This window comes from Mycolicibacterium wolinskyi (assembly GCF_002101965.1).
GTDB lineage: Bacteria > Actinomycetota > Actinomycetes > Mycobacteriales > Mycobacteriaceae > Mycobacterium > Mycobacterium wolinskyi.
The window spans coordinates 105,577-120,154 of sequence record NZ_LQQA01000031.1; the positions used below are offsets into that span (position 1 = coordinate 105,577).

Consider the following 14,578-nt stretch of genomic DNA (forward strand, 5'->3'; position numbering starts at 1 on the left):
TGCTGCCATAGCACGGATTGTATGCAGCAGTGCCTTGGCTGCATAACGTCGTCCCGCACAGGCCACAGGAATTGTGGGCCGCGTCACTCGGGAGGAGTCGAACTCAATGCCGTCAACCGACCAGACACCGAAGGCGGATCAACCGCTGTACGGGCAGCAGACGATTCTGGCACTGGCGAATTTCACTGCGCCGGGCCGCACGTTCGGCGACGTGCCGGCGTTCGTGCGCAACTATGCCCTGGTGAAACTCGCCGCCGCACAGGCGAACCACTCCCTCGGCGTACTGGCCTCCGCGCAACGTGACGGCATCATCGCAGCCTGCGAGGAAGTCGCCGCCGGGCATCATGCGGACCAGTTCCCGTCGGCGCTGCTTCTCGGCGGCGGTGGCACGACGACAAATATGAACGTCAACGAGGTCATCGCAGCCCGTGCCAGCCAGCTGGCCGGTACGGAAGTGCATCCGAACGACCACGTCAACGCATCCCAATCCACCAACGACACATATCCCACAGCGATGGCTTTGACGGTGCTCGACCTGGTCGAGCACCCTGTGCAGGCGCTCGACGAGCTGGCGCGCGCCCTGGATGACAAGGCCGCCGAATTCGATGTCACCCCCCACCTGGGACGCACATGCTTGCGAGACGCGGTCACCCTGACCGCCGGCCAATCACACCGGGCACAAGCCGCGGCGATCCGCCGCACCTGCGAGGACCTTCGCTCGGCAACCGCAGCCATGAGTTCCGTACCGCTGGGAGCGACCGCGATCGGAACGGGCGTGGGCGCGCCCGACGGCTATCGGGAACTCGCCATCGGCGAACTCGTCTCCCTCACCGGCCGGCAGCTGGAGCCGGCCGTGGATCCCTTCGACGCCCTCGCGCACCTGGACCCGTATGCGGCGGTGGCCGCCGCCGGGGCCCGTGCCGGGCTGACGATGGCCAAGGTAGCCGCCGACATCCGGTTGCTCTCGTCCGGCCCGGCGGGCGGACTGGGCGATCTGAACATCCCTGCGGTGCAGGCTGGTTCGTCGATCATGCCGGCGAAAGTCAACCCGGCAATCCCGGAGTACGTGATGCAACTCAGTTATCGCATCCGCGGTGCGGCTCACACGGTGGAATTCGCCGTCGCTGCAGGTGAACTCGAGCTCAACGTGATGGAGCCGGTGATCATCGACGCTCTCATCACCATCTTCGATGACCTTGCAGCCGCGGCAACAACTTTCGCTCGCCGCTGCATCAGCGGAATCAGTTGGGACGGCCAACGCCGAGAAGAAAACCTATCCGCCGCCCTCGACAGTTGGGTGACACTCGCCGCAGCCAGGGGGTATGACGCCGCGACGCTCCGGTACCGCAACAACGACCTCTCCACCAGCGGACTGAATGGAGATCGACATGTCTGACGTTGCGGCACAAACGGTTCGGCTTGTCGACTACGAGGATGCGCCACTCACCCGTTTCCAGATCCGCGTGACGATCGCAGGCACCGGCGGACAATTCAGCGACGGTTTCATCCTCGGCATCATCGGGATCGTCATCACTTCGGCCACCGGCGCCCTGGGATTGACGCCCTTGTGGATCGGCCTCCTCGGCGCCGCGACCCTGGCCGGCCTGTTTCTCGGCGCCGTTGTCACCGGTCCGATCGCGGACCGCCTCGGGCGCCGGCACATCTTTGCCTGGGACATGCTCGTCTTCGCGGCATTGTCGGCAGTCCAGTTCTTCATCGAGTCACCGTCCCAACTGTTGGCTCTGCGCTTGCTGATCGGCGTGGTGCTCGGCGCCGACTACGTGGTCAGCAAGTCCCTCGTGACCGAGCACGCCCCCCGCCGTTTTCGCGGCAGACTGATGAGCCTGCTCGCAGTCGCCTGGGCCGGCGGTTACGTCGCCGCTTACCTCGTCGGCTTCCTGCTGACGAATATTGAAGGCGAATCCTGGCGATACATGCTCGCCGCAAGCGCAGTGCCCGCACTGCTTATCCTCGGCTTCCGACTCGGCGTCCCCGAATCTCCCCTGTGGCTCACCCAGCACGGGCGCACCGCGGAGGCCGCCGCCGTCGTCTCGCGCCATCTCGGTGCCAATGTTCGCCCACCCGCGATCGAGCCGAATCCACCGCGACGAAATATCAGCGCCCTGTTCACGCCGAAGTACCGCAAGCGCACCATGGTGGGAGCCTTGTTCTATATCTGCCAAGTCATCCCATTCTTCGCACTCGGGACGTTCTCGCCTCAGGTGATGGAGTCGCTCGGGGTTACGAGCAAACTGGGTGCAGGCGCCGCCTACAACATCTTCCTGCTCGTCGGCGCGGTTCTTGGACTTCTGGTGATCGATCGGATCACACGGCGTTCGTTCTTGATCGGAACATTCTTCGTGGGTGCCGGTCTACTGGCCGCGCTCGTCATTTTTTCTGACACCAACTCCGCGGTGAAGGTCGCCCTGTTCGCCCTTTTCGCACTCGTACTCGCCGCCGCAGTGAACCTGGAGTTCGTCTATCCGCCAGAGCTGTTTCCCACCGATCTGCGGGCGTCCGGGGTCGGGATCGCCGTTGCGGCCAGTCGGATCGGGTCAGCAGTCAGCACCTTCCTGTTGCCGATCGTCGTCGCCGACTACGACGTCAACGTTGCCCTGGTCGGCTGCGTCGCTGTCCTGGCAATCGGCGGATTCGCCTGTTGGGCCTGGGCCCCCGAAACGCGGCATGAGTCGCTCAACGCGATTGCGTCGAAGGTGACAAGACGCTAACCCCGCAGCGGTGCAAGGGGAACTCAGCGAGCCAGTCGCCGGGACCCACCGCGGCCTCGAAAGCCCACTAACCTGGGCGTCCACCGAGTGAGGTTGTGTGCCACATCCGGCGTGAGATGGCACACGACTTCGCCTTCGCCGTTAGTCGGAAGAACCAGTTTGGGTCAATGTATTGGGCCCGAAGGCGGTTGCAACGCAGCGCCATTGACGCCCGGTCGATAGCCGAGATCGGCGCTGATCGCCGCGGCGGTGCGCAGGACCTCAGGTAGAAGCTCGTCGACCCTCTGTGGTGTCAACCTGATGCTGGGGGCGGTGAGAGACAACACCGCAGTCAGTTCACCGGCCGCGCCGAACACCGGAACCGACATGGTGCTCACGCCTGGCAGCGTCTCCTCGAACGCACACGCGTAACCCGCCGCGCGCACGGCGCGGACGTCCTCGATCAAAGCCTCTGTGCTGGGCGGGTTCACTGGTGTGAGGTCTGTGCCGTGCCGCTCCGAGAGGATACGTCGGATGTCGTCTTCGCTGCGCACCGCGAGCAGTAATCGTGCGGGCGCACCACTCCACAACGGCAGCGGCCGCCCGATATCGAAGTGCGCCCGCAGCGTGGATTCACTTTCCACCTGATCGACGTGCAGCACCTGGTCGGCCAGACCCACCGAGATTCCGACGGTTTCGTCTGTGCTGTCCCTGAGCCTGGCCATGTGCGGCAGGGCCGCCTGACGCACGTCCACCCGGCGCTGGTAGGCCATCCCGAGGGCGAGGGTGCGAGCACCCAGGTGATACTGCCGCGTAGTCGGATCCTGCGATGCGAGCTCGGTGGCGACGAGGTCAGTAAGAATGCGCTGCACTGCACTTTTCGACAATCCGGTCTCCTCGGCAAGAGTCCGTACAGATTTCGAGTGCTGCGCCGCTGCGAGCGCATCGAGGATGCAGACCGCACGCTGCAGCAGGCCTTCCGGACGATCCACAACACCCCGCTCTTGACATGTGGCTGCCGCCACAATAGAAACTAAGTGTCCCACAAGACAACTTACTGTCCCAGTTTACGGGACAGTAGCCACGGTGGCAAGTGCAAAGGAGCGCGACACATGGGCCACTCGAAGTCCGCAGGCGAAACATCAATCCGCCGAATCGCGGGCGCGAGCCTGCTCGGCTCCGTTGTGGAGTGGTACGACTTCTTCCTTTACGGCACGATGGCGGCGCTGGTGTTCAACAGCCAGTTCTTTCCGGAATTCGACCCGCTCGTCGGCACGATGATCGCGTTCGGCACGTTCGCCGCCGGCTTTGTCACCCGACCCCTCGGCGGATTCATCTTCGGCCACTTCGGCGACCGGATCGGGCGCAAGAAGATGCTCGTCCTCACCATGTTGATCATGGGCCTGTCCACGTTTGCGATGGGCCTCCTGCCGAATTACGCGAGCATCGGCGTCGCGGCTCCGATCCTGTTGCTGATCCTGCGGATGCTGCAAGGTATCGGCCTCGGCGGCGAGTGGGGCGGAGCGGTTCTGCTCTGCGTCGAACACGCGCCAGATGGACGGCGAGGATGGTATTCCAGCTGGCCCCAGTTAGGCGTGCCGATCGGCCTGCTGACATCGACAGTCGCTGTCACGGCAGTCACCTCATTGCCCGACAAGGCATTTCAAAGTTGGGGTTGGCGCATCCCATTCTTGATCAGCATCGTCCTCGTAATCGTCGGCCTCGTGATCCGAATGAAGATCGAGGAGCCACCGGCGTTCAAATCGCTTGAGGCTGCCGACGAGAAAGCCAAGTTGCCGCTGATCGAGGTATTCACCAAGCATCCGAAGGTGACGTTGCTCGCCATGGGAGCTCGCGTGTCGGAAAGCGTGACATTCAACGTTTACAACGCGTTCCTGCTGACCTTCACCGTGACCGTGTTGCATTTGGACAAGTCGATCGTCCTCAACGCCCTACTGGTGGCCGCCGCCGTCGGCTTCGCCGTCATCCTCGCCGCCGGGCACCTGTCGGACCGCATCGGCCGACGGCCGGTGTTCGGCACCGGGGCCGCAATCGCATTCGTGAGCGCCTTCCCGATCTTCTGGCTCGTCACCACGGGCAATGCCTACCTCATCACGCTGGGCGTCGTAATTGGCTGGGGCATCGCAGCCTGCATGATGTTCGGCCCTGAGGGCGCGATGTTCGCCGAGGTCTTTCCCACCCGGGTTCGCTACTCGGGGATGTCGATCGTCTACCAGATAGGGGTCATCCCCACCGGTGCCGTTGCGCCCCTCATCGCGACTTCCCTCGTGTCGCACTTCACCGGATCCGTCTGGCCGGTGGCCGTCTACGTGATGGCGATGGCCGCCATCACGCTGGTGTCCCTCTATTTCCTGCCTGAGACCCACAACCGCGACATCAACGACGTCCAGCTCATCAGTCGCAAGGATGAACTCCCGGACACCGATCTCTCAGCCACCCCGGCCAACTGATATCAGAAGGAATCCACACGTGACACAAACCAATTCCGTTGCAGGCCGTCGTCCCGACGTGCTCCTGATCCTGGCCGATGACATGGGCTTCTCGGATATCAACAGCTACGGGGGCGAGGTGAACACCCCGGCGCTGGACCGCCTGGCCGAAGGCGGGGTGAAGATGACGCAGTTCTACAACACCGCGCGCTGCAGTCCGTCCCGTGCGTCACTTCTCACCGGGTTGCACCCGCACCAGGTAGGCATCGGGATCCTGAACTTCGACGACACACCCGACGGCTACCAAGGCAACCTCTCCGAAGACTGCGCGACCGTCGCCGAGGTGCTCAAGGACTCGGGTTACGCCACCTATCTGTCTGGCAAGTGGCACCTCGCGGTGGACATGGACAATCCGAACAGCGCCTGGCCGACAAGACGTGGATTCGACCGGTTCTTCGGCACGTTGGAGGGAGCAGGCAGCTTCTACCAACCAAGGACACTTGTTCGCGACGAAAAGAACATCGAGGACGAAGCGGCCGCCGAGGGCTGGTTCTACACCGATGCGATCTCCGACAACGCCGTGCAGTTCCTGCGCGAGCACGAGGCCGACCAACCCGACAACCCCTTCTTCATGTTCTTGTCCTACACCGCGCCGCACTGGCCGTTACACGCGCATGGCGACGATATCGCCAAGTACACCAACAGATTCGATGACGGTTGGGACAAGCTGCGCGAACAGCGATTGGAGCGGTTGATCAAGGCCGGGATCATCGACCCGGCATGGCAGCTGACCGAGCGCGACGAACGGGTGCCGGCGTGGGAGGACACCCCCGACAAGGAGTGGCAGGCGTCCCGGATGGAGGTGTACGCCGCACAGATCGACCGCATGGACCAAGGCATCGGCAAGGTGCTCGACCAGCTCGAAGCCAGCGGTCGCCTGGATAACACTCTTGTGGTGTTCCTCTCCGACAACGGTGGGTGCGCCGAGGAGATGCCGCCGGAATCAGTGAAAGACTTTGTGACGGCATTCGTTCCGTTGAGGGAGACCTCCCGGACCGGCCGACCCGTGGTACCCGGCAACGTGCCGGGTCTGCGCCCCGGCCCCGAGGAGACGTATCAGAGCTACGGCCGGGCTTGGGCCAACCTGTCCAACACGCCGTTCCGCGAGTACAAACACTGGGTCCATGAAGGCGGCATTTCCACCCCGTTCATTGTGCACTGGCCGACAGGCCTTGCCGACGCTGCGGGAAGCCTCTGCGAGGTACCCAGCCAACTCGTCGACGTGTTACCCACCATCGCCGAGGTAGCCGGTGCGGCCGAACCGACTCACCGCAACGGCCGGCCAATCCCGCCGTTCGAAGGCCGCAGCCTGTTGCCAGTGCTGCGCGGTGAGGCCGACACCGACCGGGACCTGTTCTGGGAGCACGAGGGCAATTGCGCTGTGCGCCGGGGGAAATGGAAGCTGGTTCGCAAGTACCGCCATCCCTGGGAGCTGTACGACATTGAGGCGGACCGCACTGAGCTGCACGACCTGGCGACCGCACATCCCGAGCTCGTCGAGCAATTGGAGGCGGCTTATCAGCACTGGGCGGACCGGTGCGGCGTCATCCCCCGCGAACGCGTCCTGCAGATCTACGCCGAACGTGGGCGCGGACTGCCCGAGGAATGACGCGGGTGACAGACAAACGATTTCCCCGGTTCGTCTACCGCCATGGCGATGAGCCCGATCCCCGCTTCACACTGGCCAACGAGCGCACATTTCTGGCCTGGGTCAGGACGGCTCTGGCACTGGCACTGGTAGCTTTCGCCCTTGATGTCGTGACCTCGGCACTGGATGTTCCGGCGCGTCATTCCGCCGCGGTCGTGCTGATCGTATTGAGCGGTGTGATCGCGGTCGTCTCGTGGGTGCGATGGGCGATGGTGGAGCGGGCGTTGCGGCGCCGTGAACCGCTTCCTGCGCCAACTATGACACTGACGTTGGTCGCCGGACTGCTCCTGGTCGCGGGCTTGCTGGGCCTGGGCTTCGCGACAGCATGACCGCACAGATGTACGACAGCACGGTCGACGACGACGGCATGGCCGGGCCCCGCACATCCCTGGCGTGGCGACGAACCGCGCTGGCCTGTGTGGTGGCCGCATTGGCGTCGTTACGGTTCGCGCTGTCCTGCCATGGCGGCAGCGTGGCGGAGGTGCTCACGATCGTCCTGGCACTCGCCGCCACCGCGCTCGCGATTGTCGTTGCGGCTCAGGCAGGTACGTCTGAACGTCTGGGTCCGGCGGACACCCGCGATGGGCGTTTCAAACTCCTCATCGCGTTGTTGATCGTCGCGCTGGTGGCGGCACACCTTCTCGGCACTGTCGACGGCTGCCGATGATCCCACCTCCCTGAAGGAGAAGCAGATGGCAGATTACATAGGCGCTTTGGATCAAGGGACCTCCAGCACGCGCTTCGTGATCTTCGACCGCGGCGGAACACCGATGGTGATGCGACAACGCGAGCACCGCCAACTACTACCCGGACCGGGACTGGTCGAGCACGACGCGACCGAGATCTGGCACAACACCCGGCAGGTGATATCCGAAGCACTGGCCGCCGCAGGCCTGACCGGAACCGACCTAGCCGCTCTCGGCGTCACCAACCAGCGCGAGACCGCTGTGGCGTGGAATCGGTCGACCGGCCGCCCGTTCGGCACCGCACTCGTGTGGCAGGACACTCGGACGGCCACCCGGATGCAGCAGATGGCCGAGAGCGATCTGGCGACCGGCATCCGGCACCGCACAGGCCTCACGCCATCGGCATACTTCTCGGCCAGCAAGTTCGCTTGGATGCTGCGCACCGATGAAACACTGGCCTCTGCAGTCGAATCCGGTGAGGCGCTGTTCGGAACCATCGACTCCTGGCTAGTGTGGAACCTCACCGGAGGCCCACACGGCGGAGTACACGCCACCGACGTCACCAATGCAAGTCGCACCATGCTGATGGACCTTGAGACCTTGTCCTGGGACCGCGATCTGTTGGAGTTGTTCGGATTGCCGGACAACGCGCTGCCGAATATCGCCGCATCGGCAGACCCCGACGGGTTCGGACGAACATCGGCCAGCGGACCGCTCGGCGCGCGGGTGCCCATCGCCGCGGTCCTGGGTGATCAACAGGCTGCCCTGGTCGGGCAGGCCTGCTTCGACCCTGGCGAAACCAAGACGACATACGGCACCGGCAACTTCGTCCTGGTCAATACCGGTCACGACATCGTCCGCACCGACGGTGGGCTGCTGTCCACAGTCGGTTACCAGTTGAGCGGCGACAAACCGGTCTACGCGTTGGAAGGTGCTGTTGCGTATGCCGGTTCGACCATCCAGTGGCTTCGTGACGAGATCGGGATAATCGCGACCGCGGACGACTCCGAGCGGATCGCTCGAGCGGTGAGCGACAACGGCGGTGTCTATCTGGTGCCGGCGTTCTCGGGCCTGTTCTCGCCGCACTGGCGTCCGGACGCCCGCGGGGTCATCGTCGGGTTGAGCAGGAATAGCACGTCCGGACATCTCGTGCGTGCGGCTTTGGAGAGCATCTGTTTCCAGACCTGCGACGTGCTCGAAGCAATCGAGACCGCGTGCGGGCGGAACGTGACCGCCATGAAGGTCGACGGGGGCGTCACCGTCAACGAGCTGTGTATGCAGATGCAGGCAGATCTGCTTGGCGTTCCCGTGCACCGGCCGGCGATCCCCGAGACGACGGCGGTCGGCGCCGCGTATGCAGCCGGCCTAGCTGTCGGAATCTGGCCGGATACTGCTGCGCTGCAGGCGATGTGGTCGGCGGCGCGCACCTGGACCCCTGAGTGGTCGGCACAGAAGCGCAGCGGCGCGATGCGGCAGTGGTCCAAGGCTGTCGAGCGGAGCCTGTGCTGGGTGGAAGACGCACAACGGGAGTCGAGGAAGGTCGATACATGCATTCGGTAGCGCTCAACGAAAACCAGCGACAGGCATCGCTTCACACCATGGCGAACCACACCCTCGACCTGCTGGTCATCGGCGCGGGAATCGTGGGTGCCGGTGCGGCGCTCGACGCGGCGTCCCGGGGCTTGGACGTGGGACTGATCGAGGCGCGTGACATATCGTCGGGGACATCGAGCAGGTCCAGCAAGCTCATCCACGGGGGTCTGCGTTATCTGGAGATGCTCGAGTTCCGCCTGGTCGGCGAAGCACTGAAGGAACGTGGACTGCTGTTACACGAACTCGCGCCACACCTGGTGCGGCCGGTGCGCTTCCTCTATCCCCTCAAACACCGTGGGTGGGAACGGCTTTACACCGGCGCAGGGGTGGCCCTGTATGACACCCTTGCGCTCCTCGGCGGCCGCCGTCTCCCCTTCCATCGGCACCTCACCCGCGCGAACGCACTGCGCCAGGCGCCGTCGTTGCGACCCGACAGCCTAGTCGGTGCCTTGCAGTACTACGACGCGCAAGTCGATGACGCACGTTTCACGTTGGCAGTCACGCGGACCGCAGCTACATACGGAGCCGCCGTGGCTACCCGAACCGCGGCCACCGAGCTGCTGAGGGAGAACGGCAGAGTCGTCGGTGCCGTGACAGAAGATCGAATTAACGGGGAGCGCCACCTGATCCGGGCGCGGCAGGTTCTGTTGGCCACCGGCGTATGGTCAGGCGATCTGCTGATGGACAGTCCCGAGCCCAGCGCTGTCACAGTTCGGGCCAGCAAGGGAATTCACGTCGTGGTACCGGGCGACCGAATCAATTCCGAAACCGGACTGATCCTACGGACCGCGTTGTCGGTCCTCTTCGTCATCCCGTGGGGCGGCAATTGGTTGATCGGCACGACGGACACGGACTGGAACGGAAACCGCGCCCATCCCGCTGCCTCCGCCAACGACATCGCCTATCTGCTCGACACGGTGAACTCCGTACTGGCCGAGCCGATCACGCGAGCCGACATCATCGGCGTATTCGCGGGCCTACGTCCATTGGTCGCCGGACAGGCCGAACACACCGCGAATTTGTCGCGCGAGCACGTGGTCGCACAACCCGAGCCCGGGCTCACCGTCGTGGCCGGTGGGAAATACACGACCTATCGGGTGATGGCGAAAGATGCCGTCGATGCCGCCTTTCGGCTCGCCAAACCCCGGGTACCGGAAAGCCGGACGTCGAAGACACCGCTGGTCGGCGCCCACGGATATCGCGAACTTGCTGACTGCCCACGACTGATCGGCCGCACCTGGAACCTCGATGACGCACAGGTACGCGCACTACTCGGCCGCTATGGGGCGCTGGCGAGTGAGGTACTCGCGCCGGCCGCGCGGCGACCAGAGCTTCTGCAACCCGTCGATGGCGCACCAACACATCTGGCTGCCGAGATCGTCTACGCAGTGACCCATGAGGGAGCGCTGCACCTCGAAGATGTCCTCACCCGGCGGACCCACGTTTCGATCGACACGCCCGACCGTGGACTGCTAGCCGCGTCGCAAGTGGCCGATCTGATGGCCGCGGAGCTCAGGTGGGATGCGCGGCGACGGAACCGCGAGATTGCGCACTACCGGACTCGGGTCGAGGCCGAACTCGCCAGTCAAGCAGCGGCCGACGACGCCAGTGCGAACCAACTACGCAGCTCCGTCACCGACGTCACCGTCGTCACCCCAGGCTGAACTATGTCAAACCCGACTCCGACAAGAACCGCTCGATCTCACCGACCATCCGGTGCCCGTCGAGCAACTCGGGGTCGTTGTGACCGGCTCCCGGCACCACGACCCAACGCTTGGGTTGGGGCGCAGCCTCGTACAACTGCCTGCTCAGCGCGGTCGGCACGATGTCATCGTGATCGCCGGCGATGACCAGCAGCGGTGCCGGCAGTGACGGGATCCGCTCGATCGACGGATAGCGGTCCAGCAGAAGGCGCCGCACCGGCAGCCATCGGTAATGGACTGCTGCGACATCGCCGAGCGAGGTGAACGGCGATCGCAACACCAACGCGGTCGGCGGCTTTTCGACCGCAAGCCCGAGCGCCACCGCCGCGCCCAGAGATTCACCGAAGTAGGCGACCCGGTCGACACCCGGCTGGGCCGTCAACCATTTCTGCGCGGCCCGCGCGTCGGCGGCCAGCCCGTCCTCGGTCGGGCGGCCCGGGTTGCCGCCGTAGCCGCGATAGTCGAACAGCAGCACCGACATCCCCATCCGGTTGAGGGCGACGGCCAGCGGCGCGCGCATCGACCGGTCGCCGCCATTGCCGTTGAACACCAGCACCGCCGACCGCGTCGGTCCCGGGAAGTACCAGGCTCCCAATCGTTTTCCGTCGGCGGTGGTCAGCTCGACATCCTGGCCGCCCGGCAACACCGTCGCGGCGGACGGGACCGGGCCGGGCGACGGGAAGTAGATGAACCACCGCTGCGCGGAAAACAGCACGGCGAGCAGGCCAGTCGTCACGAGCGCGACGATAGCGACGACCGCGAGCCACCGGCGCATCAGCCCCGCGGCCGCACCTCAGGCGGGGTCATGCTTGAAACTTACCTTCACCACGCCGTGATCTCCGGTGCCGACATCCTTCTGATTGTCGAAGTTGAGGTGATCGTTGTTGATCACCAGACGGTCGAACAACCAGCGGCGCTTGCGGCTGTTGTCGTAGAACTGCTCGCTGACGAGGACGTGGTCGAGCGATTCACGCAGATCCTGGTGCACGTGCGTGTAGTAGACGTCGCGGGTGTCGCGGTACTCCTGCAACGTCTGGGCGGTGTAGAGGCCGACGTCCGCGCCGCCGACTGCCTCGCCCACGAGATACCGGGGCTGTTCGGTCAGGATGTTCGCAGTATTGCTGTGCTGGCCGTCGTTGATGTCACCCAGCACGATCACCGGAGTCGTGGAGTCCTTCATGACAGAGGTGAGCATCACCCGCACCGCGGTGGCTTCCGCCGTCCGGCGAATGGTCGAGATCGCCTGCCCCAATGCGGTCTGGTGAGGGCGGTAGACGTCCGGGTCGGCATCGAACCAGGCTTCACCGCTGATCGCCGTCGGCAACTTGGACTTCAGATGCACGACATAGATTTCGGTGGCCGGTTCGTCGTCGCGCAGCTGGACCTGAAAGTTCAGCACCGGCCGGGAGAACCGGTTGATGGTCACGTTGATGCGTGGGGCCTGCGGATCGTTCGCGTCGTCGGAGGACTGCAGCTTCACCGCGTCGGGAAACTTGTCCTCCCAATGGGGTTCGCCCTTGAGCAATCCCTTGCGCACCAACGCGGCACAGACGATCTTCTTGCCGGTCGCCGGTTTGGCCAGCACGTCGTAGCGGTCTTTCAACACGCCGCTACCGGCGGCCAGCACCTTCTCCAGCGCCGTTCTGCTCCAGAGTTCCTGCAAGCCGACGATGTCGGGGTCCAGCGTTTCCAGCTGCCACGCCGTCCACCACGCCTTCTTCTTGAACTGCTCGTCGGTCCATACGGCGCCGCGGTGCATCTCCTTGCCCGCATCCTGCAGATTGAACAGGTTGAAGGTCGCGACGCTGAATCGCTTGAGGTCCATACTCATTGCCTACCCGCGCCGTCGTCACTCGAGTGCGCGAGAACGGAGCGGTGGAGAAACATTCCTCCACCCGCGGCGTGCTGTTCACCCGGCGCTAACCGCGCAGCGGGGCGAACGCGAACTCCGTCAGCCCGTCACGGGGATCCACTGCGGCCCGGAAGCCGAGGACTTCGGCGGCGCGCGCCGGATCGGCCACGATGTGGCGGACGTCGCCGGTGCGGTACTGGCCGGTGACGACGGGTGCGGGCGCGCCACGCACCTCACACAGTTGTGTGGCCACGTCCATGATCGAGATCGGCCGGCCCGAGCACACGTTGAACGCGTTGAACCCGTCCATGGTGGCCTCGACCGCGGCAACGTTCGCCGCCGCGACGTCGTCGACATGGACGAAATCGCGCATCTGCCCCCCGTCTTCGAAAACCCTTGGCACATCGCCGGATTCCAGCTCCGACCGGAAGATCGCGGCCACCCCCGAATACGGCGTGTCGCGCGGCATCCCCGGGCCGTACACGTTGTGGTAACGCAACGCGACGACCGATGCGCGGGCGGCATCCGACCAGGCCAGCGCGTAGTGTTCCTGCGCGGTCTTGCTCGCCGCGTAGAGACTACGCGGGCGCAGCGGAGCGTCCTCGCCGACCAGCCGCCACCGCAACGGTTCCCCGCCGACGGGGCAACGATGTTCGAACACACCGTTGTCCAGATCCGTGCGTGACCGCGGCAGTGGTTCGACCGGGCCGTGCGAGGGGCAGTCGTAGCCGCCCTGCCCGTAGACGACCATCGACGACGCCAACACCAGTCGCGCGCAACCGGTTTCGAACATCTCGGCGAGCAGCACTGCGCTGCCGAAGTCATTGTGGCTGGCGTAGGACGGCGCGTCGGCCGCATTCACCCCGGCCCCCACCACCGCGGCCTGGTGGCACACGACATCGACGCCCTCCAGCAGCGGGGCCAGCGCGGTGGCGTCGCGGATGTCGACCACCTGACAATCGTCGGGCGGCTCGGTGCCGGCACGATGAGCCGCGGCCAGCATCGCGTCGACCGCGATCACCTCATGCCCGGCGGTCCGCAGCGCGGCGGCGATACGGGTTCCGATGAACCCGGCCGCACCCGTCAGCAGAACTCTCACGGCAACTCGAACGGCAGCTTCACACCGTCGTGGGCCAGGCAGTGCGTGCACGTGCGCTCGACCTCGACCGCCTCCAGCGCCTCGTGCACGAGCTTCTTGAACGGCACCATGTTGCGTTCGAACTCGGCGAACACATCGACAGTCGTCACACCCGAACCGGCCTCGATACCCGCATCCAGATCGGTGACCAAAGCGATTGATGCATAACACATCTCGAGTTCGCGAGCGAGAACAGCCTCGGGATATCCGGTCATGTTCACCAACGTGAAGCCCTGGCTCGCGAACCAGCGGCTCTCCGCGCGGGTGGAGAACCGCGGCCCCTGGATCACCACCATCGTGCCGCCGTCGACGACATCGGGCAGACCGGCCGCGGCGGCGCGCAGCGACGGGCAGTACGGATCGGCGAAGCCGACGTGGATGCCCCCGGAGTCGAAATACGTGTCGCTGCGGCCTCTGGTGCGGTCGACGAGTTGGTCGGGCACCACCATCGCGCCCGGGCCGAGCTCGGCGGTCAGACTGCCGACCGCGCACGGGCCGAAGATCCGCCGCACCCCGAGCGCACGCAACGCCCACATGTTGGCGCGGTACGGCACGGTGTGCGGTGAGTATTCGTGCTTCACCCCGTGTCGAGGCAGAAACGCCACCTCGTGCTCGCCCACCGTGCCGACGGTGACCGGTGCGCTCGGTACGCCGTAGGGGGTGTCGAGGTTGATGGTCCTGGCGTCGGACCCGAAGAACGAATAGAAACCGCTACCGCCGATGACTCCGAGCATGCAGCG

General features: G+C 64.9%; 13 protein-coding genes. 8 read left to right on the top strand and 5 right to left on the bottom strand.

Features of this window, described 5'->3' with window-relative positions:
* The first annotated feature begins 106 nt into the window (after positions 1-106).
* Both AWC31_RS28015 and AWC31_RS28020 read left to right on the top strand, forming a co-directional pair.
* The gene (locus AWC31_RS28015; RefSeq protein ID WP_085147530.1) at positions 107-1,396 is read left to right on the top strand and encodes a lyase family protein; all 1,290 of its coding nucleotides are present in this window, start codon (positions 107-109) and stop codon (positions 1,394-1,396) included.
* Positions 1,389-2,729, top strand: a complete 1,341-nt coding sequence (locus tag AWC31_RS28020; RefSeq protein ID WP_085147807.1) for an MFS transporter — start codon at positions 1,389-1,391, stop codon at positions 2,727-2,729. The genes AWC31_RS28015 and AWC31_RS28020 overlap by 8 nt, the downstream gene beginning before the upstream one ends.
* Positions 2,730-2,893: 164 nt before the next feature.
* Here AWC31_RS28020 and AWC31_RS28025 read toward each other — a convergent pair whose 3' ends face one another.
* Positions 2,894-3,700, bottom strand: a complete 807-nt coding sequence (locus tag AWC31_RS28025; RefSeq protein WP_165766069.1) for an IclR family transcriptional regulator — start codon at positions 3,698-3,700, stop codon at positions 2,894-2,896.
* Between the two features lie 120 nt (positions 3,701-3,820).
* Here AWC31_RS28025 and AWC31_RS28030 point away from each other — a divergent pair, with 120 nt between their 5' ends.
* From AWC31_RS28030 to AWC31_RS28055, 6 genes are read left to right on the top strand one after another with little or no spacing between them, the layout of a single operon-like run.
* Positions 3,821-5,179 (top strand): MFS transporter, encoded by a 1,359-nt coding sequence (locus tag AWC31_RS28030; RefSeq protein WP_085147532.1) that lies wholly within the window; start codon positions 3,821-3,823, stop codon positions 5,177-5,179.
* Positions 5,180-5,198: 19 nt separating this feature from the next.
* Positions 5,199-6,827 (top strand): arylsulfatase, encoded by a 1,629-nt coding sequence (locus AWC31_RS28035; RefSeq protein ID WP_207626448.1) that lies wholly within the window; start codon positions 5,199-5,201, stop codon positions 6,825-6,827.
* A gap of 5 nt (positions 6,828-6,832) precedes the next feature.
* Positions 6,833-7,195, top strand: a complete 363-nt coding sequence (locus AWC31_RS28040; protein WP_234817022.1) for a YidH family protein — start codon at positions 6,833-6,835, stop codon at positions 7,193-7,195.
* Positions 7,192-7,533 carry a DUF202 domain-containing protein gene (locus tag AWC31_RS28045; protein ID WP_085147535.1) on the top strand — a complete coding sequence of 114 codons (342 nt, stop codon included), beginning with the start codon at positions 7,192-7,194 and terminating at the stop codon, positions 7,531-7,533. The genes AWC31_RS28040 and AWC31_RS28045 overlap by 4 nt, the downstream gene beginning before the upstream one ends.
* 25 nt (positions 7,534-7,558) lie before the next feature.
* Positions 7,559-9,112 carry a glycerol kinase GlpK gene (glpK, locus tag AWC31_RS28050; RefSeq protein WP_085147536.1) on the top strand — a complete coding sequence of 518 codons (1,554 nt, stop codon included), beginning with the start codon at positions 7,559-7,561 and terminating at the stop codon, positions 9,110-9,112.
* Positions 9,100-10,809: a glycerol-3-phosphate dehydrogenase/oxidase gene (locus AWC31_RS28055; RefSeq protein ID WP_085147537.1), complete on the top strand. Its 1,710-nt coding sequence runs from the start codon at positions 9,100-9,102 to the stop codon at positions 10,807-10,809. Before glpK ends, AWC31_RS28055 begins: the two co-directional genes overlap by 13 nt.
* Before the next feature lies 1 nt (position 10,810).
* Here AWC31_RS28055 and AWC31_RS28060 read toward each other — a convergent pair whose 3' ends face one another.
* The 4 genes from AWC31_RS28060 to AWC31_RS28075 all read right to left on the bottom strand — a co-directional run bounded on the left by AWC31_RS28060 (position 10,811) and on the right by AWC31_RS28075 (position 14,572).
* Positions 10,811-11,623: an alpha/beta hydrolase gene (locus AWC31_RS28060; protein ID WP_085147538.1), complete on the bottom strand. Its 813-nt coding sequence runs from the start codon at positions 11,621-11,623 to the stop codon at positions 10,811-10,813.
* A gap of 18 nt (positions 11,624-11,641) precedes the next feature.
* Positions 11,642-12,673 carry an endonuclease/exonuclease/phosphatase family protein gene (locus AWC31_RS28065; protein ID WP_085147539.1) on the bottom strand — a complete coding sequence of 344 codons (1,032 nt, stop codon included), beginning with the start codon at positions 12,671-12,673 and terminating at the stop codon, positions 11,642-11,644.
* A 94-nt stretch (positions 12,674-12,767) separates the two neighbouring features.
* On the bottom strand, positions 12,768-13,799 hold the full coding sequence (locus AWC31_RS28070) for an NAD-dependent epimerase/dehydratase family protein (RefSeq protein ID WP_085147540.1): 1,032 nt from the start codon (positions 13,797-13,799) through the stop codon (positions 12,768-12,770).
* Positions 13,796-14,572 carry an S-methyl-5'-thioadenosine phosphorylase gene (locus AWC31_RS28075; RefSeq protein WP_067849034.1) on the bottom strand — a complete coding sequence of 259 codons (777 nt, stop codon included), beginning with the start codon at positions 14,570-14,572 and terminating at the stop codon, positions 13,796-13,798. The genes AWC31_RS28070 and AWC31_RS28075 overlap by 4 nt, the downstream gene beginning before the upstream one ends.
* Between the last annotated feature and the right edge of the window lie 6 nt (positions 14,573-14,578).